This window comes from Acinetobacter sp. ANC 3903 (assembly GCF_002135315.1).
GTDB lineage: Bacteria > Pseudomonadota > Gammaproteobacteria > Pseudomonadales > Moraxellaceae > Acinetobacter.
Window position 1 is genome coordinate 242,214 of record NZ_NEGA01000001.1, and the last position, 22,304, is coordinate 264,517.

Consider the following 22,304-nt stretch of genomic DNA (forward strand, 5'->3'; position numbering starts at 1 on the left):
GTTTATACAAAAATTTTTATGATTTTAAAGTAATCAAATTACGACCTTTCATTTCTGCAGGTACAGGAATTTGCATGAGGTTCAACAATGTTGGAGCAACATCTGCAAGGACGCCACCTTCAGCAATGGTTGCAGAAGTTGGGCCGACATAAATAAACGGAACCAGTTCAGTGGTATGTTGCGTATGTACCTGACCGCTTTGGTAGTCCTGCATTTGCTCTACATTACCATGATCGGCAGTAATCAGCATATGGCCTTTTTTAGCCATTACTGCTTCATATACACGGCCCAGGCAAGTATCCACCGCTTCAACGGCTTTCACTGCTGCATCAAATACACCGGTATGCCCCACCATATCACCATTGGCATAGTTCACCACCAACAGGTCATATTCACCTGAGTGAATTGCAGCAACCAGTTCATCGGTAACTTCATAAGCACTCATTTCCGGTTTCAAGTCATAAGTTGCCACGCTTGGAGATGGAATCAAAATACGTTTTTCACCCGGGTATTCATCTTCACGGCCACCGCTGAAGAAGAAAGTCACATGGGCATATTTTTCAGTTTCAGCAATACGCAGCTGGGTTTTACCCAAATCAGACAAGTATTCGCCAATCGAGTTTTTCAACGCTTCTGGCATATAGGCCACAGGCGCATCAATAGTGGCTTGATAACGGGTGAGCATGACAAACTTAGACAGGTTTGGCACCACCTTACGCTCAAAACCGGCAAAGTCTTTTTCTACAAAGGCTTTGGTAATTTCACGCGCACGGTCGGCACGGAAATTCATGAACACCACACTGTCGCCATCCTGAATTTTAGCCAGTTCGCCAATACGGGTGGCTTTGACAAATTCATCCGACTCATTTTCCGCATACGCCTGTTCCAGACCTTCAACCGCAGTTGCTGCGGTACGTGCAGCTTCACCTTCGGTCAACAGGCGATAGGCCTGTTCAACACGATCCCAACGGTTGTCACGATCCATGGCAAAATAACGGCCGATCATGGTGGCAATACGGCCTTGACCCGGATATTGAGCAAAAACCGCATCTAATTTTTCTAAAGAAGGCTGAGCGCTTTTTGGTGGAGTATCACGACCATCAAGGAAAGCATGCAGATAAACTTTTGCACCGCGTTTTAGTGCCAGTTCCACCATGGCAATAATTTGGTCTTCATGTGCATGTACGCCACCTTGTGACAACAAGCCCATAATATGTACTGCAGCATTCGCAGCTTTAGCTTTTTCTACCGCATCAATCAACACTTCATGCTCAAAAAAAGCACCGGTACGAATGTCTTTGGTAATACGGGTGAAATCCTGATACAACACACGGCCTGCACCAAGGTTCATATGTCCCACTTCAGAGTTGCCCATTTGACCATCAGGCAGGCCGACATCTTCACCTGAACCTGAAATCAAACCATGGGGATGCTTTTGTTGCATAGCAGTTAAGTTAGGTCGTTTTGCTGCCAGGAAAGCATTGTCCTCGACCGCTTCGCGATGACCCACACCATCCATGATTACCAAAACGTGAGGGATTTTGCCAGCAGTTGCATCCGTCATAATGAACACTCTTTTGTTTACAATTTCATCGTTATATCTTACCGAATTTTCGGTCAAGACTCTATGTGCAGATCATGACTAAAGCTGATCATGCACATTGTTTTTACCACTTTGTATTTAAGCATTTAGCGGGCACGGCGTAGTAAATAACCACCCACCAACATCATCAGCGCAATCGGCACAAACACAAACCAGGCCGGTGAGGGTGAATAGACCAGGCTGGCATAGCCCAAGAAGTCCTGAAGATAGAAGAAGCCCAAGCCGGTAAATAAGGCAATCACCAGACGGAAACCCATCGACTGCTGACGTAAAGGGCCAAAAATAAAGGAACAGGCAATCAGCACCAGACCAATCAAAGCAAAAGGTGAACCGACTTTTTGCCAGAAGGCCAGCTGGTAGGTTTTTGGAATCTGGCTATATTCATGCATATAACTCATAAAGCTCACCAATTGACTCGGTGATAAATCTTCAGGGTCAATCGTGACCATATGCACATATTTCGGTTGCAAGGCTAAAGTCAGAGGCAGCTGATCGGTTTTCACCAAGGTTGAATTACCTTGCGGCAGAATATCCATTTGCGCAGCAGTTTTCAGATTCCAAGCACCATCTTTAACAAACTGACCTTGCTCGGCATTTAAAACACCTTTCAAGTGATAACGATCATCAAAGTCAACCACTTGAACATGTTTTAGCTGTCCTTGTGCATTGGCATAATCAATATAAATAAAGCGCTGACCTTCGCGCGTCCAGTAACCATTGACTTCACCCAGTGAACTGACGCTACGGTGATCTTTAACACTTTTGGCCTGTTCATTGGTATAAGGAATCACCCATTCACTTAAGACAAAGGATAAAACCACCAGAATCAGGGCTGAGCGAATCACCCAGCCGACTATACGCCACAGGCTGACCCCAACCGAACGCATCACTACCAGCTCACTATTGGAAGCCAAAGTACCTAAACCCAGCACAGCACCAATTAAGGCAGAAATAGGTAAAATTTCATACAGATAACGTGGTGCACCCCATAATACATAAAGCAATGCCTGCCAGGCACCATAGTTCTCGTTGAGTGAACCCAATTCACCCAAATAGGTAAACAGTACTTGTAAAACAGAGAGCACTGCTGTAGCCCCTAGCATGGCCAATGCCGTGGTTTTGGTCACATGTTTGGCAATTATTCGACGTGCTAACATTTTTAAGACCTCGCCTGCTGAATTCGTTTCTTGATTTTAGGGGCGAGCTTTTGTTTTCGGGAGAACAATGCTCCAGCAATGCCATAAACGACCAAGACCAAAGGATATGCCCAGATGCCCATTTCATCTTTACTGACCCGGGTTTTTACCGCCATGAGTGCCACAATCAAACTGGCAAAAATCAGTAAGGCCGGGAATAATTTTAAATAGCGTCCCTGACGCGGGCTCACTTCACACAGTGCAATCGCCAGCATTAAAGCGGTAACAATGGAAAATGGCACAAAGATACGCCAGCCCAATTCACTTGCCACCACCGGATCAGTACGGTTGTTCCAGAGCTTGCCAATCGGTAAGGCTTCGACTTCCGCACTTTCAAATTTGGCTTCCTTATCGCTTTCTAGACGTAAACGGTAAGACTGAAATTCGGCCTGGGTATATTTGGGTGTGCCCGGGAAAATTTCGTAACGGCGCCCTTCAGATAAATCGACAATACTGGCCGTTTCATTGGCCACTTCTACACGAGTGGCTTCTTTCGCCAGAATCATGACATCAGGCTTGCCCGGCTTTTCTGCGCGTTGATAGAAAAACACATCTTTTAAATTACGACGGTCTTCCGACAGGTCTCCGGCATAAATAGTATAAGGACCGGAAGAAATAAATTCTTTGGGACGGACCAAATCAAAACCGGTTCTGACCGCCTGATTAGTCGTCAGTTCTTCAAACTTACGTAGTCCCCATGGAGACATCCACACCATTAACACGGTTTGCACAGCAAGAAAAACCACCGTCAATGGAATCAGCAAACGCCCCAGCTGGTTACGGCTGATGCCGCTGCCATTCATGACTGCCATCTCATGATCGACATAGAGACGGCCAAACACCAGCATCAAACCAATAAAAAAGCCGAGCGGAAGAATTAAGGTTAAAAATTCTGGCAGTCGATAACCAATAATACTAAACAAAATACTGGTATCTAAACGACCTTGTGCCGCCACACCAAAGAACTTGATCAGCCGACCACCCATCATGATTAAGGTCAGCAAGGCAATCACCACCAAGGATGTAGACACCACTTGCTTGACCAGATAACGCCGAATAATCAAATTAATTCTTCCAAAAAAAGCAAATAAAAACTAGCGCTAGTTTACCCGAATGGTGAAAATATAAAACCTATACTGTTGTTGCGCATTGAAACTCTATTCATAGAAATGTTTCAATGGTTTAATGGTTTGCAATCTTTCAAAGGCATGAATACAGAACATGAAACTGACAATTAATACGTCATTCCAAGAGAATGCATCTAGCCCATATTTGTTGATATTAGTCGATTCTGAGCAGCTTCAAAAGGCAGAGACTGCTTATGAAATCAATGGTTTAAATACATTAGTAGAAGCTGCTCAATTTAAAGCCAGCCTGACCGAATCTTTGCCTCTTATTGGCAAAGTCGCAGCGTGTGCAAATACTGCCCTGATTGGCTTGGATAAGGCAGCAGAACTTCAGCCAGCTAAATTAGCAAAAATCGCACAAACTATTATCAAAGCGTCACAAAAAAAATTCCAACAGATCAGTATTGATATTTCTGCATTGCCACCTGAACAGCATTATTTATTTGCCTTGGCTTTAACTCAGGCCAATTATGCTTTTGATGAATACAAATCCAAGAAAAATGAATTTGTACTGCAACAGATCAATCTGATTGCTGCAAACAGCACTTTAAACCCGCAACAGTTGGGCCTGATTCATGCCGTTCAGTCAGGTCAAAGTTTGGCACGTGACCTGGGCAACCGTCCAGGCAATATCTGTTTTCCTGAATATCTGGCAGAACAGGCTCAAGCCTTGGCAGCACAGTATCCGGACTTGCTGAAAGTGACCGTGATTAATGAGCAGCAAATGGCGGACTTGGGCATGAATGCCTTCCTTGCCGTAAGCAAAGGTTCAGACCGTCCGGGCCGTGTGATTACCCTTGAATATAAAGCGCATACTGAGCAAGCACCTGTAGTACTGGTCGGTAAAGGGGTGACTTTTGATACAGGCGGTATTTCACTCAAACCAGGTCTGGGCATGGACGAAATGAAATTCGACATGTGCGGCGCTGCATCTGTACTAGGCACCATGCGCGCATTATGTGAAGCAAAACTGCCGATTCATGTGGTCGGTGCCATTGCTGCTGCTGAAAACATGCCTTCAGGTCATGCCACCCGCCCGGGCGATATCGTGACCAGCATGAGCGGACAAACTGTTGAAATTTTAAATACTGATGCCGAAGGCCGTTTGGTGTTATGCGACACGCTGACCTACATCAAACGTTTTAATCCGGCGCTGGTGATTGATATTGCAACTTTAACCGGTGCTTGTGTAGTGGCCTTGGGTTCAGTCCTGTCCGGTTTATTTACCCCAGATGACGAACTGGCTGCCGAAATTACTGCTGCAGGCCAGACCTCTTTTGACCGGGTATGGCGCATGCCAGTACTTGAAGACTATCAGGAACAGCTAGACTCTCCTTTTGCCGATATTGCCAATATCGGTGGACCTAAAGCCGGCTCTGTGACTGCAGCATGTTTCTTGCAACGCTTTACCCGCGAATATCGCTGGGCACATTTAGACGTTGCAGGTACTGCATGGAATTCTGGCACGGCAAAAGGTGCAACAGGCCGTCCTGTACCGTTACTGGTTCAATTCCTAGCAAACCGTGCGCAGTCGAATGGCTAAAGTCAGCTTTTACCTGTTTGAAAAAAGTAACGAGCGGCAAGTGCAAAGCACTTGCCGTTTGTGCCGCAAGATTCTGAAACAGCCGGCACATATCTGGTTGTATTGTGCCGACCCGGACTTGCAACAGCAGCTCGATGAACAATTGTGGAGTTTTGATCCGAGCAGTTTCATTCCGCATGGCATTGATCAGGAACAGGCCCCAATTTGTATTTCCTCCCGGCTACCGGAACAGTCGGACTGGATTGTGTTTAATTTTAACAATCAAGCCCTTGAACAGATTGATAAATTTAGTCACATTATAGAAATCATAGAAAATAACGAATCGGCAAAACAACTGGGTCGTGAGAAATTTAAACAATATCGACGCTTAGGTATTGAGCCACGAACTTTCAAGCTTTAGCTGATCAATAGAAATAAGGAGAGATAGGGTGGCATTAAATGTCGGTCAAGATTTTAAACAGCGCTGGTTAAATGTACCTGAGGCTGTTCGTCAGGCATTTATTGATGACCTACACCGTGTCTGCAATGTGCTGAAACCTGAAACCAATATTCAAAAGTGGCTAGAAAAAGATAAAGAAGCACAAAAGCAGTCTTATGAAAAAATTGAACAGGCCTATATAGATCGCAAGGCTCAACTGATTGAAGAGGCTCGTTTACGCAAGCAACGTGCTTTAGAACAGTCTTTGGAAAAAAAGCGTGCTGAACAGCTGGCTTATGCACGGGCATTACAGTTAGATGAAGAAAGACAATTTGCAGAGCAAGTTCACACCTTGACTTTTATTCGTCAAAACTTAGAGCACGAAACGCAAACCTATACCGCGCGTTATCACAAGAACCCTGCGGGCCCGGCCTTGAATTTTTCCAAGGGCATGATCTCGATTACGGACCATGAAATATTATCGGAACTAGAAAGTGTGCGTTTACGTCTGGAACTGGAAGCTGAAACCCTGATTGAACAAGCGGTGACCGTATTCCGTGCCAAGTTACATCAGGCTAGCCAGGAAGAAATTGAGTACATTTTAAAGAATTCTAATTTATCTACGGAAAAGCCAAAAACCTGATTGCTGATCCCGGCTCATCTAGGTCATTTTTAAGTATGCTAAGTTAAAATAAAAGCGTCCACTTCGGTGGACTTATTTTTTATTATCCGGATATTAAAATAAGTCTACTGCAATTCCGAGCATATTGCCTGCGCCATAGCCAATTCCCAATAACAGGCCAATCCATACCAGTCCGCCGGTGATATTATAAAACATAAAGCTGAACACATTCATATGCCCTGCCCCGGCAGCGAAGGGCGCAAATGAACGAACAAAAGGAACAAAACGTGCCATCAAAATGGTTTTACCGCCATGTTTGCTAAAATAGCGATTGGTCTTGACGATATATTCAGGTTTTAAAAAACGTGAGTGCTCATGAAAAAACTTAAACCCCAAAATCTTCCCGGTATAGTAATTGACGATATAACCCAATACTGAGGCAATAAACAATAACACCCCCATAGAAGATAAATGGACATCAGCTGCAGTTGAACACAGGGCGCCAATGGCGATCAGTAAACTGTCTCCCGGCAAGAAAAACATAAACACCGAACCCGTCTCGGCAAAAATAATCAGAAATAAAATGGCATAAATCCACAAGCCATACTGATCCAGTAAAGTAGGTAACCATTGTTCAATATGCATTAGAAAATCAAGCATCTTCAGCTACTCACTTTAACCACATTATTTTCATAACTTATTAAAAATAAAAATTAAAAATAAAAAAACAGCCTGGTTTTCTCAATCAGACTGTTTTCTATTCTAGGATGTTTTACTTCAAGAAGCCATTTTCTGCCAGAAAAGCCATGCTTATTTTTGACTGTTCGTTGGTGTCGGCAGCTTTGTCACCCAGCATTAAACGCTCGATATAACGCGCCAATACATCCACTTCCAGATTCACTTTGGCACCAGTTTTCCAGGTGCCAATATTGGTCCGTTCAGCGGTATGCGGAATCAAATTCAGGCTGATGATATTGCCACGCAGGTGGTTAATGGTCAGGCTAATACCATCCACCGTTACCGAACCCTTTTCTGCCAGATATTTGGCAATTTCAGCCGGTGCAGTCACTTCATAATAAATGGAACGGGCATCTTCACGTACCAGCGTAATTTCACCAACTGCATCGACATGGCCGCTGACAATATGACCGCCAAAACGGGTGGTTGGCAACATGGCTTTTTCCACATTCACGCGCTGACCGACTTTCCAGTTACCCAGTGTAGTACGGTTTAAACTTTCCCGTGAGACATCGGCAGCGTACCAGTTTTCTCCCCATTCAATCACGGTGAGGCAAATACCATTGGTGGCAATCGAATCGCCCAAATGAACATCAGACATGTCGAGGTTGGTACCAATACGCAAACGCACATCACCGCCCACGCTTTGCAGACTTTCCACTTTACCTAGACTTTCAATAATGCCTGTAAACATAACTTGTTCTCTATTTGCTGTATTTGTTTTACCACAATGCCAATTGGGTACTTACACCGGTGGTATCGACACCGCCCAGTTCAGCAAAATGATACAGCTGACCCAAGAGTTGGCGTAGCGGCGGGCCAGATTTGGCATGGGTATCGGTAATCACAATAAACTCGAGTACACGTGCCCGTTCTGACTGGCGCTGCTTGCTGACCCGGTAACGTGGCACATCTTGCGTCAACAAGGTTACACGGCCGCGTTTCAGATTTGCCTGCAGCAAGTCACCCGCTTCAATATTACCATCGGTCGAATAACTGGTCAGAATATAACGTGCATTAATCGTTGCCAATAATTTTTCATAGGCTTCTTTGGCATGCTTGGAAGAATTGTACTGACTCGGGCGTTCTTTACGCCAAGCACGGTCAATCCCGCTCTTGAAGCCTTTGGTATCCGGACTTGGTAAATCTACCTGATCCCACAAGGTTAAGGCATTCAGCACATGATAGTTACTGCTATAAGCATGCTGATTATAAGGTGGATCCAGATAAGCAATATCGACCTCGAAATGACTCATCTGGTTGGCCAGATGCTGGGCATCGACACACCACATTTCCGCAGCCGGTTTTTTCGGGTCACCGATTTCACAGAAACGGCTTGGCGTCAGCCAGAGCAATGATTCAATCCGTTCCAAAGCGGTTTGGGTTTTACCACCCCAGCCATGGTGGAAACTTTTGAATACCCCTGAGGTATTGCTGACAAAACTGGCCGAATACAGCAAGGGAGCCAGTAATGCCGACATTTCCACATCATTAATGGCACCTTGTGCCTGCCAGGTGGCAATTTGCTGACGGATGGCATCAATACGCATGCCGTTACGGCGTTTGAAGAACAGGCGATCGCGAGTTGGATCATAAATTTCATCATTGCGCGGACACAGGTTATGCGTGACCCAGCCTTTGACTTCAGGCAAACGGTTCAGATAATCAATGGCTTTTTGATAGCCGCCCAACTCTTTAAAAGCCGGGGCTTCTGTACACGATAAAATGGCGCTGTTTAAAGCATGGCTGTAAGGTTCCCAGTCATTGGCTATCACACGATAACCATTTTGCCGTGCCAGACGTGAAACCACGCCTGAACCGGCAAAAAAGTCAGCAAAAATCGGGGCTCGACCATTGTGGCTATTTAAGGTTCCGGTACTCTCAAGTGCTTCCAAAATCAGATGCAGTAAACGCCGTTTGTTGCCTAAATACGGAACAAGCTGATTGAAAAGATATTCGTCTGTGGTACGTGCTGAATGACGACGTTTATGATAAACCGAAGACTCTGAATTCATACTGTCTCTTGAGAAGGGATTAACCTTAAGCGCACATCATTCCCCAATTGGGTAACGTCCATGAGCTTAAATCGAAGTTGCTCTGCCATACGGCTAAATTCCGCATTAAACATTGCACGTGCTGTTTGACCTAAAAAGGTCGGTGCAACATAGCTGATCATTTCATCCACCAGCTGTTGCTGAAAAAAGGCCGTGGATAATGTTGCCCCGGCTTCCACCAGCACATCATAAATTTGATGTTGGGTAGATAAGGTCTGTAGCAATTCTTTTAAAGGCTGTACGGCAAATTGTAGCACGCCCAAATCGGCCAGTTCCTGACGAAACGGTCCCATGACCATGACCGTTTGGGCTTGCTGCAGTATTTTTGCATTCAGTGGCAAACGCCCGTGGCGATCAAGCACCAAACGTTTCGGTTGAACTATATTATTAATATCTTCTACGCCATTCAGCTGACGCACATTCAGCTGACAATCATCGGCAAGTACCGTTTCAATTCCAGTAATGACGACACCTGAAATCGCGCGCCAGTGCTGTACATCCTGACGAGCCTCGCTTCCGGTAATCCATTTCGATTCACCGGATGCCATGGCAGTACGACCATCCAGACTGGACGCCACTTTTAAACGTACATAAGGCATGCCCGTAGCCATGGCTTTTAAGAAGCCGTGGTTGAGCTGATGGGCTTCTGCCTGACAGATCCCGACAGCAACTTCAATGCCAGCATCTTTTAGAATTTGTACGCCCTTACCTGCGACCAAGGGATTGGGATCAGGGCAAGCCACAATCACTTTTGCAATTCCAGCTTCGACCAGACCTTTGGCACACGGCGGTGTACGGCCATAATGCGCACAGGGTTCCAAAGTGACATAAGCCGTTGCGCCTTGAGCTAGTTCAGCTGCCTGGCGCATGGCAAAAACTTCGGCATGCGGCTGTCCGGCTTGAGGATGAAAACCCTCACCCACCAGCTGCCCATCTTTAACGATGACACAGCCGACATTGGGATTGGGTTTAGTAGAATATTGTCCGAGTCGCGCTAATTCAATCGCACGCTGCATCCATGCTTGATCTTGTGGGGAGTTTTGATTTAACTCAGACATTAAATTGCTCTTGGAAAATAAATCTTAGTGTTCGCGCTGTTGCATTTGTTCAATTTGACGACGGAAGGCTTCTACATCCTGAAAGTCTTGATACACCGAGGCAAAACGGACGTAAGCGACATGGTCTAAGGCAAATAAAGCCTGCATAACAATTTCACCAATGGTACGAGATTTGACATCGCGCTCACCTAAACGGCGAATCTGCAACTGGATATCACTGAGTACCGTTTCAATCTGTTCCTGGGTCACCGGGCGTTTTTGTAAAGCATGCATCAGTGAACGACGCATTTTCGCCTCATCAAAAGGTTCGCTTTTGCCATCGGATTTAATGACTCTTGGCATTACCACTTCATAGGTTTCAAAGGTGGTAAAACGTTCACCACAACTGATACATTCACGACGGCGACGAATTTGACAGCCTTCAGCAGCCAAACGCGAATCGATCACTTTACTATCTGCAGCGTTGCAAAATGGACAATGCATAGCGGTTTAATTGAACAAATCAAATCGGATTTAGAGTGTAGCAAAAATTCTGCCCTTTGTAGAGGCTTACGCAAGATATGGAAAAAAAACAGCCCTTACGGGCTGTTTTACACAATATATTGATTATAGGTTTTTATATTATTCTACACGTTCGCCATGTTGACTCAGGTCAAGCCCCATACGTTCGTCATCACTCGCAACACGGATACCAATCACCAGATCAATCACTTTCAGAATGATAAAGGTCAATACTGCAGAGTAAGCGATAGTTGCCAGTACACCTTCAAGTTGCACCCATAATTGATGCATCATGTCTGTCGGCACTTTATCGCCCATGATGAATTCACTGGCAAATACTGCAGTCAGGATTGCACCGACAATACCACCTACACCATGCAGACCAAAGGCATCCAAAGAATCATCCGCTTTCAGAGCACGTTTAAGCGCTGTAATACCCCAGAAGCACACCACACCGCCGATCAGACCCATAGCCAATGCACCACCTACAGTCACGAAACCTGCTGCCGGTGTAATCACCACCAAACCTGCAACTGCGCCAGATGCACCACCCAATACAGAGGCCTTACCACGAATCAATTTTTCAGTAATCAACCAGGCAATTGCAGCAGCGGCAGCAGCAACTTGTGTAGCAATAAGTGCATAACCGGCTGAACCATTTGCCCCCAATGCAGAACCACCATTGAAACCGAACCAGCCTACCCATACCAGGCTTGCACCCACCACGGTTAAAGTCAGGTTATGCGGAGCCATAGATTCACGGCCCAACCCCATACGTTTACCCAGCATGTATGCAGCGACTAAACCTGCCACACCCGAGTTAATATGCACCACCGTACCGCCTGCAAAATCAAGCGCACCATCATTCGCTAACCAGCCGCCGCCCCACACCCAGTGAGTAATTGGTGCATAAACAACCACGCTCCAAATCGTAATGAATGCAACAAAGGCACCAAATTTCATACGTTCTGCAATCGAACCGGTAATAATGGCTACAGTAATGATGGCAAATGTCATTTGGAAAATAACAAACAGAATTTCTGGAATTGTTCCGGTTAAGGCAGTGGTCGTAATTCCAGATAACATGATTTTATCTAAATTACCAATGAAAGCATTGCCACTACCGAAGGCCAGGGTATAACCAATCACCACCCAGGTAATACTGACAATGGCTGCCGCAACAAAGCTATGTGCCATAGTGCCAAGTACGTTTTTCTTACGAACCATACCGCCGTAAAATAATGCGAGTCCTGGAATGGTCATCAATAAAACCAGTGCTGTAGACACTAAAATCCATGATGTATCACCTGTATCTAATTTTGGTTCTTCTTTCGCAGGTGCTGCTGTTTGTTCAGCTGGAGCAGGTGCCGCAACTAATTCAGAATTTGTTGTTAATGATGTATCAGCAGTATTAGCGACTGCTACATTTTCAGCAGGAGTGGATGCTGCTGTGACGGCTTCTTCAGCCCATGCAACAGAACCACCTAAAAGTGCGCCAGATAAACTCAGCGCAATGAGCATTTTTTTCATTCGTATCCCCCAACCTAGTTTTTTGAGTTATTAGCTACTCAGCAAACTTCATGCCAAATTAAACAGCATCTGCACCTGTTTCACCGGTACGGATACGGATGACTTGTTCTAAATTAGTAACGAAAATTTTACCGTCACCAATTTTACCTGTGCTTGCTACACGCGTAATCGATTCGATTACTGAATCAACCATTTCATCGCTAATCGCGATTTCAATTTTTACTTTAGGCAAGAAATCAACAACATATTCTGCACCACGGTAAAGTTCAGTATGACCTTTTTGACGACCAAAGCCTTTGACTTCAGTTACGGTGATCCCTTGAACACCAATGTCAGAGAGTGCTTCACGCACGTCATCTAATTTAAAGGGTTTTACAATTGCAGTTACGAGCTTCATGTTTGTTTTCCTTCGGCTTCTTTCACCAGTAAGGTTTTATGTTCAAATTTCGTGCCAAAAATTCTAAGGTTGGGGGAAATAGAAACTTTGACACGAGTTTTCTTTATAACCTATTTTATACTTTTAGATGTAGTCTGAATTCCAAAAAGTAGACATTTTTACTATAAAATTAACGATTTTACATATCGGATAAAGTTCTATCCGGTCGCGTGGGGCTATGGTCTAGGTTTGAGCAATGCTACACTAGCACCACTTCTCCATCACTATATGGACACTGCAATGATTGAAACCCTATTACAAGCCGTCATGGAACAACTCGATCAACCGAAAAAGGATGTTGAACATAATTTACGTGCCTTACTGAATGAAGCAGTCGGCAAGATGGACTTGGTGTCTAGAGATGAAATCGAGCGACAACGTACTGCCCTCAATACCGCCAATTTACGATTAAATGAACTGCTTAAACAAGTTGAAGCCTTAGAAATTAAAATAAAGAACAATAAATAAGCACCTTTTAAGTGCATAAAAAGACCAAAAACGATTAAAAATAACGCACTACAATGGAACAATAATAAATGTCTTTTGCCAAGATTTATACTCGAGGTCTGCTTGGACTTCATGCCCCGCTGATAGAGGTCGAAGTGCATGTCAGCCAGGGCTTGCCTTCTTTAACCATTGTCGGACTTGCCGAAGCGGCAGTTCGTGAAAGTAAAGACCGGGTCCGTTCTGCCATTATCAATAGTGGTTTTCAGTTTCCTACCAAACGTCTCACCATCAATTTAGCGCCTGCAGATTTGCCCAAAGATGGTTCGCGTCTGGATTTGCCCATTGCTTTGGGCATTTTAATCGCTTCGGGACAACTGCCTGAAAATGTGACAGATCATCTGGAATTTATTGGTGAACTCGCCCTGGATGGTCAGCTTCGACCCATCACCGGTATTTTAAGTATCGCCATTGCCTGCCAACAATCCGGACATCATCTTTTCTTGCCGCAGCAAAATGCTCAAGATGCCTCGCAATTGCCCAATTTTGAAGTATTTGCGGCCCATCATCTAAAAGATGTCTGTGAGCATTTATCTAGCCAGCACCCGATTCAGCAATATCAAGCGCATAGCAGCAATCAAATCAATCAGTACAAATTTGATTTAGCCGATGTCAAAGGTCAATTGCGCCCGCGACGTGCGCTCGAGATTGCCGCAGCAGGTGGACATTCACTGCTGTTTAAAGGCCCGCCCGGCACCGGGAAAACCCTACTGGCATCCCGCTTGGCCAGTATTTTGCCACCCTTGGATATGCAAGAAAATTTAGAAGTTGCCAGCATTTATTCGGTTGCCAATAACTCACAACCCTTTGGGCAGCGTCCTTTTCGTGCACCGCATCATACCGCTTCCGCAATTGCCCTGGTGGGAGGTGGCTCACATCCTAAACCGGGTGAAATTACCCTGGCTCATTTGGGCGTATTATTTTTAGATGAACTGCCCGAATTTGATCGTAAAGTTCTGGAAGTATTAAGGCAACCACTGGAATCTAAAGAAATTGTGATTTCGCGTGCATCAAGACAGATTACCTTTCCGGCCAACTTTCAACTGATTGCTGCGATGAATCCCTGTCCTTGTGGTTATGCCTTTAATCAGGATATTCGCTGCCAATGTTCCGCAGATGCGATTAAACGTTATCAAAATCGCATTTCAGGTCCGCTACTGGACCGGATTGACCTGCATATTGATGTGCCGCCTTTACAGGCACACGAATTACAAGATACATCAGCGGTTGAAAATTCACATACGGTTCGCGAACGGGTAATTCAAGCCTATGAACAGCAGATCCAGCGACAACAATGCCTGAACCATGCTTTAACGCCTCAACAGCTTGAACAGTTTGCCTGCCTCGATGCGCAGGCTCAGAAAATTATGGAAATGGCACAGCAACGCTTGAATTTGTCTGCTCGGGCTTATCATCGGGTATTACGTGTCGCGCGAAGCATTGCCGATTTATCGCAGCATGCTGAGATTCAAAGCCAGCATTTAACCGAAGCTTTGTCTTATCGGTCACAACAGGGCTAATCCAAGATGCATAATTTACTGATTCGTAGCGAAAATCCTGCTGATGATGCAGCAATTAGCCATGTGATTGAACAGGCATTTCAAAAGCAGCAATACTCCAGTCATAACGAACAATTCATTGTCACTGCCCTGCGCAAAGCCAATGCCCTGAGCATTTCTTTGGTCGCTGTTTTAAATCAGCACATTGTGGGACATATCGCTATTTCACCGGTACAAATTTCTTCAGGTGTGCAAGGCTGGTATGGTTTAGGGCCTGTAGCTGTTTTACCAGAATGGCAATTGCAAGGGATAGGTTCAGCACTCATCCAATCCGGATTAAGCCAATTGAAAACTCATGCAGCCAAAGGCTGTGTGGTTTTAGGTGATCCGGATTTCTATGCCCAATTTGGTTTTAAGGCAGTTCCTGAACTCATCTTGGAGCATGTTCCGGCTCAATACTTTCAGGCTTTGTCTTTTCAGGGAGATATACCTCAAGCTTATGTCAGCTATCATGCTGCATTTTCTGCTACATGAGCAAAAATAAAGCATTGCTTTATTTTTAGCGCAAGGGACAAAATGTCAGAAGCCCCCAATTAGCTCCATAAAAAAACCTCCAAAGTCATGCTTTAGAGGTTTTTTTATGCCTTGAAATTACAATTAGAATGTTTTGGTTAGGGTAAATACCGCACCGGTATCCACCGCACGTTCTGCAACATCCGATAAACCATCAGTATCAATATTGGTTCCTACAGCTGCCAGTTCAGCACTGGCACCTGGAATGGATTTAAAGCCATAGCTTAGCCCCACTTTCCAATCTACATAATTATCATCACCATTAAAGGTATATTTGTCTTCATCTACAACGGTATAGCCTACAGCAGCAACCCCACCAAAACCTGATGAACCAAATGGAACTGAATAACCCACATTCACATTCCAGCTGTCTGCATCTACACCCGCATAGTCATTGGTATAATTGAGATTGGTTAAAATGCTGTCACCTTCCGCAATCACACTCTTGAAGCCTAATTTACCGTATAATTCAACCCAGCTCAGATCAGTGGCACTTGGATAATTATAGTACACCACCCCAACATCTAATGTCGGTTTGCTACTGAAAGCTTCAAGGGTAGTGGCATAGCCAAGCGATGGATCCAGTTCCAGGCTAGGTGTGCCGCTGCCAAAATTCACATTGGAACCCCACAAGCCAAAATATAACCCTGAAGCATGAGCTAGCGTGAATCCTGCTTGTACGGCTGGATCATTTTCTGTTTGAGTCAGACCACGGAAACGATAGTCTGTAGTGACGGCTGCACTACCACTAAAAGACAGGCCAAAAGGTAAGGCAGGTGCATCTGCAGCAAATACAGCACCTGACATAGTAGCTAAAGTGGTCACAGCAAATAATTTTTTAAGCATTTTATAGATCCCCGACAGATTTTTATGGATTCAAGAGATATCAGCAATTGCTATGCCAGTTTAAAAAATAACACAGTAATTTTTAGCCCGTAAATCGCCAACAATATATTAATATATTGATATTTATTAATTTATTATTTAAAAATAAAAGCAAGACCTAGTCATTTTTCGAGCTTCACCAGATTGACAGCTTTCTCTCTTTTAGATGGTCTGCATGCTGATATAGCTTAAATATTTATTTACAACCTGCCTTATTTTGAGACTGTTTTTCGGGTGGAGCTAAAAATGCCTAGAAAAAGTGCACAAAAAATATTCACTGTACGCTTATTTATGCATCGCACTCCTTCTCTGACTAAAATCGGCTATTTAAAACCCAAATCCACCAGCTCAAAAATCTTTATCAAAATCAGCTGCTACCTTCTCACGCTTTAATCAAGCAATATTGGCCATGCTTTGAGCACGCATCGCAGTAGATGTCGGGAGCATGACCTCCTGCAAAGTTCTATTTAAAACCTTAATCTTGATCTGCACACGATTATTCAAAGCTCCTAACCTAGACTGGCCAATAGCTGCGAACCCAAGAATACATCAGCTTTTATGTACCTATGCCCAACTGATAGCTAAAAACAAATCATTATTTTTATCTCACTGCCTGAATTTTATACACTGAAGACTGATGTGGACTTTTTTGCTGATGATCAGACCGTATTTTCGACTCATATAAATCAGGAACTTATTGCGCGCAAAAAATAATACAATCTTATGTGGACTTAGCAGAATTTATTCTGGCTATAGAATTATCAATATTTTACTCAATGATAAACCGAACAATAAGAATTAAAACTTTGTCTATAATTTTTGGTCAATTTTTAAAGCATGTTTATGGAACAAAAAAAATCGACATATAAACCCAGTTTTTTAACCCAAAAATCTTATTATTTCAGGGAAAAATCAGCTGATCTTGCTACTTTTTTAAAAATAAAATCATTATAAAGAGGTGTTTCTGCTGATATCATTGGTTGATAAAAGCCATGTTTTAGGGCTGATATCAAAATTTAGGGCGCTAAAATAGCATTTTTCAAAACCATAACTCCCTATCAATTTTTAATGAGGCATCGGCATTAGCCCAGAATTTATTTAGAGTTAAAATATCATATTGTTTTGTAAAAAAATTTAAACGAATAATAATTTTTTAATATTTTATTAACCAAAAGGTATAATTTACATTTAAACATATTATAACTTTAATTAAATAAAATGTATTAAAAAAAGCTTTTTTTGCGATACATTACGTATACAATTCTGCCAATTTCTTCTCCCATTTTGTATAAGGCTCTCTCCCAATGCAAAAAGCTAAAAAACTTACTTTAGCAGTTTTAATTCAAGCTGCCTTAATTTCAACTGTATATGCTAGCGAGCAAAGCGAATCGAAAGGCTTTGTTGAAGATGCAGAAGGTTCTGTATTGTTCCACACAGGCTATTTAAGCCGTGACAAAAAAAATGGTGTAGATGACACCAGCTCTTTTGCTCAAACAGCAATTGTGAAGCTGGATTCCGGCTACACTAAAGGCTTGATAGGTTTTGGTGTGGGTGTCGTGGGTGATGCTTCATTTAAATTAGGCGAAAATAAAAATGCCGGTAATGGCATGATTCCACGTGAAACAGGCTTAAACATTAACGGTGAACTCACCAAAGGTGCAGGTGATACTTATGATCACTGGACCCGTGGTGGTGCCAATGTAAAAGCACGTGTATCCAATACTGATGTACGTTATGGTACTCAAGTTTTGGACTTGCCTGTATTAGCCAGCAATACAGCTCGCTTAGTTCCTGAATATTTCGACGGCTTCCTTGTAACAAGCCGTGAAATTAAAGGCCTGGAACTAACCGCAGGTAAATTCACTAAAAACCAGTATTCAGACCAGATCAATTCAGATGGTAATAAACTAGACCGTGCAGTGGTTTGGGGTGCTAAATATAAAGTGAATGATGCTTTAAATACTGCATACTATGGTGTAGACATTAAAGATAAATTAGAACGTCACTATGCAAATGTGAACTATAAACAAGCCTTGGCAAATGACAGTTCATTCACTTATGACTTCAGCGGCTATCATACTGAATGGGATCGTAGCGCCAATAGCAACTTATATTCATTTATTGGTTCAGCTGATGGTGATTACCAAAACTCAATTTGGGCAGTGTCTGGTACTTATAACAAAGGTCCGCATAATGTCATGTTGGCTTACCAGCAAAACTCAGACAATACTGGTTATGACTATGGTTTAGGTCGAGGTGTGGGTGACGGTCATCAAACCATTTACATGCCAAACTCTTATCTGTCAGACTTTATTGGTAATGACGAAAAATCAGCGCAAATTCAATATACCTACGACTTTGGTGCAATGAATATCCCTGGTTTAACCTGGACATCAGCGTTCGTTTACGGTTGGGATATCAAAGCAACTGATAATAAGGGAACAATGATCAGTGACGATGCTCAAGAACGCGAGTTCTTTAACCAGGTGAAATATACTGTTCAAAGCGGTTTTGCCAAAGATGCGAGCTTACGCGTACGTAATTCTTACTACCGTGCAAGCAATGATTATCAAAGTAATTACATCGGTGATACCAATGAATGGCGTATTTTCCTGGATATTCCTGTGAAATTATTTTAATTCACAGTAAGTTCAAGAGATAAAAAAACCTGCACATTGTGCAGGTTTTTTTTGTTTTTAGATTTTAAAAATAAAAGCTAAAAACAAAAAATCAATTATGCATTTTTGTAAGCTTCGATTGAGCTAAGTACTTCTTGTTTCGCAACATCAGCACCTTCCCAACCACTTAACTTAACCCATTTTCCTGGCTCTAAGTCTTTGTAGTGCTGGAAGAAGTGTTCAATTTGGCTGATCAACAACGGAGGAAGATCAGTGTACTCTTGAACATCTTTGTAGATCGGTGTCAATTTTTCGTGTGGAACTGCAACCAGTTTCGCGTCAATACCACCATCATCTTCCATGTTCAATTTGCCCACAGGACGGCAACGAATGACTGAACCTGGTTCAACCGGATGTGGAGTTACAACCAATACGTCTAATGGGTCACCATCAAGAGATAATGTATTTGGTACATAACCATAGTTTGCTGGGTAGAACATTGCAGTACCCATGAAACGGTCTACAAATAATGCATCAGAATCTTTGTCGATTTCATATTTGATTGGTGCTGCATTTGCAGGAATTTCAATAATTACATAGATGTCGTTTGGTGCATCTTTACCCGCTGGGATATTGCTGTAGCTCATAGCATCACTCTTTAACAAGTTAAATCTTTTTAAAACCGCAATGATTATAACGGTTTTTGCGTATTAAATAACTTTTCGATTATACATCTGCTGAGTGAAAATATGTATTTCCACATTTTGCAGCTCAGGTGGTTAATTTAATGACCAGAAGCAACAAGCAAATCGGGCAAAGCAAGGACAAGATCCAGATAATGGAACGCAAAGTGGCCCAATTGGCTAAATAACAGATTCCGTAGAAAATACGGAGTAAAATATATGCCACACCAAAAGTCATAATGATGTTTTGAGAAACCACCATATATTCTGCCATTAAAATAGAGGCAATAAATAAAGGTAAACTTTCAAAACTGTTTTGTTGTACCGCATGGGCACGTGCGGCCAAACCTGTGGTTTTGGCCAAAAATTCGCGCGGATTCTGGTTGTCTCGTGCTTTAAAACCTGCTGTTTTTTTTGCAATAGTGGTAAAAACATAGGGCAATAAACATGCAATTAAGATGAGATAGATTATTCCGCTAATGCTTTGCATCTCATTTTTCTCATTAAAATTTTATGCTGCCTATCATAGCATGGCGTTTTCACAATATTTTTTGTAAATTATAGTGTTTTTATAAATCAGCAATAAGGATCCATGATGGTCAATCCTGATCAAGACAAAATGTTTGATGTACTCGAAAAGCAGCGCCAACATCAACGTAAAGTGGATCGTGTACTCAAAGTCGTATTGCCTATTGTTGCATTCTTGGTTGCTACAATTTGTGCCAATATGAATGTCGGGTCTATGCTGGGTACCCTGATTATTTTAATTGTAGCTTTATGGATGGTCGCCATTAAACGACAACATTTATGGTCTTGGTTATTCGGTATTTTGGTCTATTGCCTCATCGACAACTATTTCAGCTATGGTAGCTTGTATTTACCCGGCTTTAGCCGTCAATTTGGCACTATGTTTACCTTTGTCGGTATTTTTGGCATAGCACGTCCCTATATTGATCGATGGCTGTTAAAAGATTAAGGCCCAAATAAAAAAAAGCGCCGATCACGGCGCTTTTTTTTATTGCAGCATTTATGCAGTTTTACGCAAGTCTTTACGCAAGATTTTACCTACGTTGGACTTCGGTAATTCTTCCATAAATTCAACATAACGAGGACGTTTATAACCGGTTAAGTTTTCTTTAGCGAAAGCAAGTACTTCTTCAGTTGTCAGTGATGGATCTTTTTTCACAACAAACAGTTTAGGCACTTCACCTGATTTTTCATCAGGTACACCAATTGCAGCAACTTCCAATACTTTCGGATGCTTAGAAATCACTTCTTCAATTTCTGAAGGATAAACGTTAAAGCCAGACACCAAGATCATGTCTTTCTTACGATCGACAATCTTGATATAACCACGAGAATCCATTACACCGATATCACCGGTACGGAAGAAACCATGGGTCATCACTTTTTCAGTTTCATCTGGACGGTTCCAGTAGCCTTTCATGACTTGTGGACCACGAATCGAGATTTCGCCTTGCTCACCCAGAGCAACTTCATTGCCATCATCATCCAGAATAGCAACTTCAGTCAGTGGCAATGGGATACCAATGGTACCGCTGAATTCAGTTGATTGCGGTGGATTCGCTGTTGCAACAGGTGAAGTTTCAGATAGACCGTAACCTTCAATGATATTGGTACCGGTAACTCTCTTCCATGCTTCAGCAGTAGAAGGCAATACTGCCATACCACCACCCATAGCCATTTTCAGTTTGCTATGATCAAGCTGTTTAAATTCTTCATTGTTTACCAATGCATTAAACAAGGTATTCACTGCCGGGAAGAATGATGGCTGGTATTTACGCAGTTCTTTCATTACCCCAGGTAGGTCACGCGGGTTTGGAATAAGTACGTTGGCTTGACCTTTATACATGCCGTACAACGCGCAGACCATGAATGCAAAGATGTGATAAAGCGGTAAAGCACAGAAAATGCGGTCATCCGGTTGCCCATCTTGAGCACCAAATTTACTTTGGAAAATACCGTCACACTGCAACATGTTCGCAACCAGGTTACGATGGGTCAGTTCAGCACCTTTAGAAACACCTGTGGTACCACCGGTATATTGAAGTACCGCTGTATCACTTAGCGTGAGATTAGGACGTTTATAGTTACTTGCGCTCACTTTAGCCATTGCTGCGTTAAAGCGGATATGTCCTGGAATATTCCAAGCTGGGATTTGCTTACGTACTGAACGTAACACAAAATTCACCAGTGTACCTTTTAAGGCACCTAGCATATCCCCCACAGAAGCCACGACAACGTGCTTCACAGGAGTTTTACCAATAATAGCCTGATAAACTGTTGCAAAGTTTTCAACAATAACAAGTACTTCCGAACCTGAGTCATTTAACTGATGCTCAAGCTCACGCGAGGTATATAACGGATTTACGTTAACCAGTATCAGACCGGCACGGAAGATACCCAATGCCACGACAGGATATTGAAGGACGTTTGGCATCATCACCGCCACACGTGTACCTTTTTCCAAACCTAAACTTTGTAAATATGTTGCAAATTTACGACTTGCTTCTTCCAACTCATTAAAAGTGAGCACTTTATCCATGAAAATAAAGGCATCACGTGAGCCAAATTTTTGAAAATTGCGTTCAAATACATCAACTAATGAGGTATTTTCAGCAGGTAATTCTACAGTTTCCGGAATCCCTGTCTTTTGGTATTCAGCGAACCAAATCTTTTCCATAATGCGTATTAC

The 22,304-nt window shown here is 43.0% G+C and carries 22 protein-coding genes; 8 read left to right on the plus strand and 14 right to left on the minus strand.

All coding sequences use genetic code 11. The annotated features are described in order from the left end of the window. Positions 1-16 precede the first annotated feature (16 nt). From gpmI to lptF, 3 genes are all read right to left on the minus strand, one after another. The gene (gene gpmI, locus B9T29_RS01135; RefSeq protein ID WP_086174148.1) at positions 17-1,564 is read right to left on the minus strand and encodes a 2,3-bisphosphoglycerate-independent phosphoglycerate mutase; all 1,548 of its coding nucleotides are present in this window, start codon (positions 1,562-1,564) and stop codon (positions 17-19) included. Between the two features lie 125 nt (positions 1,565-1,689). Next, positions 1,690-2,760: an LPS export ABC transporter permease LptG gene (lptG, locus tag B9T29_RS01140; RefSeq protein WP_086174149.1), complete on the minus strand. Its 1,071-nt coding sequence runs from the start codon at positions 2,758-2,760 to the stop codon at positions 1,690-1,692. 2 nt (positions 2,761-2,762) lie between these two features. Further along, positions 2,763-3,863, minus strand: a complete 1,101-nt coding sequence (gene lptF, locus B9T29_RS01145; RefSeq protein WP_086174150.1) for an LPS export ABC transporter permease LptF — start codon at positions 3,861-3,863, stop codon at positions 2,763-2,765. Positions 3,864-4,020: 157 nt separating this feature from the next. Between lptF and B9T29_RS01150 the strand changes: the two genes are divergently transcribed. Genes B9T29_RS01150 through B9T29_RS01160 form a run of 3 tightly spaced genes read left to right on the plus strand, consistent with a single transcriptional unit; the run spans position 4,021 to position 6,530 of the window. Continuing rightward, the gene (locus B9T29_RS01150; RefSeq protein ID WP_086174151.1) at positions 4,021-5,469 is read left to right on the plus strand and encodes a leucyl aminopeptidase; all 1,449 of its coding nucleotides are present in this window, start codon (positions 4,021-4,023) and stop codon (positions 5,467-5,469) included. Beyond that, a complete protein-coding gene (locus B9T29_RS01155; protein ID WP_086174152.1) occupies positions 5,462-5,869 on the plus strand; it encodes a DNA polymerase III subunit chi in 408 nt (135 codons plus the stop codon). Before B9T29_RS01150 ends, B9T29_RS01155 begins: the two co-directional genes overlap by 8 nt. 28 nt (positions 5,870-5,897) lie before the next feature. After that, a complete protein-coding gene (locus B9T29_RS01160; RefSeq protein WP_086174153.1) occupies positions 5,898-6,530 on the plus strand; it encodes a hypothetical protein in 633 nt (210 codons plus the stop codon). 93 nt (positions 6,531-6,623) lie between these two features. Here B9T29_RS01160 and B9T29_RS01165 read toward each other — a convergent pair whose 3' ends face one another. The 7 genes from B9T29_RS01165 to glnK all read right to left on the minus strand — a co-directional run bounded on the left by B9T29_RS01165 (position 6,624) and on the right by glnK (position 12,787). After that, entirely contained in the window at positions 6,624-7,169 is a 546-nt protein-coding gene (locus B9T29_RS01165) for a VTT domain-containing protein (protein WP_086174154.1), read from the minus strand. A 112-nt stretch (positions 7,170-7,281) separates the two neighbouring features. Continuing rightward, complete coding sequence (locus tag B9T29_RS01170; protein ID WP_086174155.1) at positions 7,282-7,941, minus strand: riboflavin synthase; 660 nt, start codon at positions 7,939-7,941, stop codon at positions 7,282-7,284. 28 nt (positions 7,942-7,969) lie between these two features. Next, positions 7,970-9,262, minus strand: coding sequence for a DNA adenine methylase (locus tag B9T29_RS01175; RefSeq protein WP_086174156.1), 1,293 nt, complete (start codon positions 9,260-9,262; stop codon positions 7,970-7,972). After that, positions 9,259-10,359, minus strand: a complete 1,101-nt coding sequence (ribD, locus tag B9T29_RS01180; protein WP_086174157.1) for a bifunctional diaminohydroxyphosphoribosylaminopyrimidine deaminase/5-amino-6-(5-phosphoribosylamino)uracil reductase RibD — start codon at positions 10,357-10,359, stop codon at positions 9,259-9,261. The genes B9T29_RS01175 and ribD overlap by 4 nt, the downstream gene beginning before the upstream one ends. Positions 10,360-10,383: 24 nt before the next feature. Next, positions 10,384-10,842, minus strand: coding sequence for a transcriptional regulator NrdR (gene nrdR / locus B9T29_RS01185; protein ID WP_086174158.1), 459 nt, complete (start codon positions 10,840-10,842; stop codon positions 10,384-10,386). 138 nt (positions 10,843-10,980) lie between these two features. Then, a complete protein-coding gene (locus B9T29_RS01190; RefSeq protein WP_086174159.1) occupies positions 10,981-12,390 on the minus strand; it encodes an ammonium transporter in 1,410 nt (469 codons plus the stop codon). 58 nt (positions 12,391-12,448) lie between these two features. Then, positions 12,449-12,787 carry a P-II family nitrogen regulator gene (glnK, locus tag B9T29_RS01195; RefSeq protein ID WP_086174160.1) on the minus strand — a complete coding sequence of 113 codons (339 nt, stop codon included), beginning with the start codon at positions 12,785-12,787 and terminating at the stop codon, positions 12,449-12,451. A gap of 279 nt (positions 12,788-13,066) precedes the next feature. Between glnK and B9T29_RS01200 the strand changes: the two genes are divergently transcribed. The 3 genes from B9T29_RS01200 (at position 13,067) to B9T29_RS01210 (ending at position 15,363) form a co-directional block, all read left to right on the plus strand. Further along, the gene (locus tag B9T29_RS01200; RefSeq protein ID WP_086174193.1) at positions 13,067-13,294 is read left to right on the plus strand and encodes an accessory factor UbiK family protein; all 228 of its coding nucleotides are present in this window, start codon (positions 13,067-13,069) and stop codon (positions 13,292-13,294) included. Between the two features lie 68 nt (positions 13,295-13,362). Then, positions 13,363-14,850: a YifB family Mg chelatase-like AAA ATPase gene (locus tag B9T29_RS01205; protein WP_086174161.1), complete on the plus strand. Its 1,488-nt coding sequence runs from the start codon at positions 13,363-13,365 to the stop codon at positions 14,848-14,850. 6 nt (positions 14,851-14,856) lie between these two features. Next, a complete protein-coding gene (locus B9T29_RS01210; RefSeq protein WP_086174162.1) occupies positions 14,857-15,363 on the plus strand; it encodes a GNAT family N-acetyltransferase in 507 nt (168 codons plus the stop codon). Positions 15,364-15,486: 123 nt separating this feature from the next. On the opposite strand, the gene B9T29_RS01215 is transcribed toward B9T29_RS01210, so the two are convergent. Further along, a complete protein-coding gene (locus B9T29_RS01215; protein WP_086174163.1) occupies positions 15,487-16,248 on the minus strand; it encodes a TorF family putative porin in 762 nt (253 codons plus the stop codon). A gap of 1,343 nt (positions 16,249-17,591) precedes the next feature. Between B9T29_RS01215 and B9T29_RS01220 the strand changes: the two genes are divergently transcribed. Beyond that, the gene (locus B9T29_RS01220; RefSeq protein ID WP_086174164.1) at positions 17,592-18,926 is read left to right on the plus strand and encodes an OprD family outer membrane porin; all 1,335 of its coding nucleotides are present in this window, start codon (positions 17,592-17,594) and stop codon (positions 18,924-18,926) included. Positions 18,927-19,021: 95 nt separating this feature from the next. Here the strand turns inward: B9T29_RS01220 and ppa are convergent, their stop codons facing one another. Continuing rightward, on the minus strand, positions 19,022-19,552 hold the full coding sequence (ppa, locus tag B9T29_RS01225) for an inorganic diphosphatase (protein ID WP_086174165.1): 531 nt from the start codon (positions 19,550-19,552) through the stop codon (positions 19,022-19,024). A gap of 124 nt (positions 19,553-19,676) precedes the next feature. Continuing rightward, positions 19,677-20,078 (minus strand): MAPEG family protein, encoded by a 402-nt coding sequence (locus B9T29_RS01230; RefSeq protein WP_086174166.1) that lies wholly within the window; start codon positions 20,076-20,078, stop codon positions 19,677-19,679. Between the two features lie 105 nt (positions 20,079-20,183). Between B9T29_RS01230 and B9T29_RS01235 the strand changes: the two genes are divergently transcribed. After that, positions 20,184-20,564 carry a hypothetical protein gene (locus tag B9T29_RS01235; protein WP_086174167.1) on the plus strand — a complete coding sequence of 127 codons (381 nt, stop codon included), beginning with the start codon at positions 20,184-20,186 and terminating at the stop codon, positions 20,562-20,564. 51 nt (positions 20,565-20,615) lie between these two features. Here B9T29_RS01235 and B9T29_RS01240 read toward each other — a convergent pair whose 3' ends face one another. Further along, entirely contained in the window at positions 20,616-22,292 is a 1,677-nt protein-coding gene (locus tag B9T29_RS01240; protein ID WP_086174168.1) for an AMP-binding protein, read from the minus strand. Positions 22,293-22,304 lie beyond the last annotated feature (12 nt).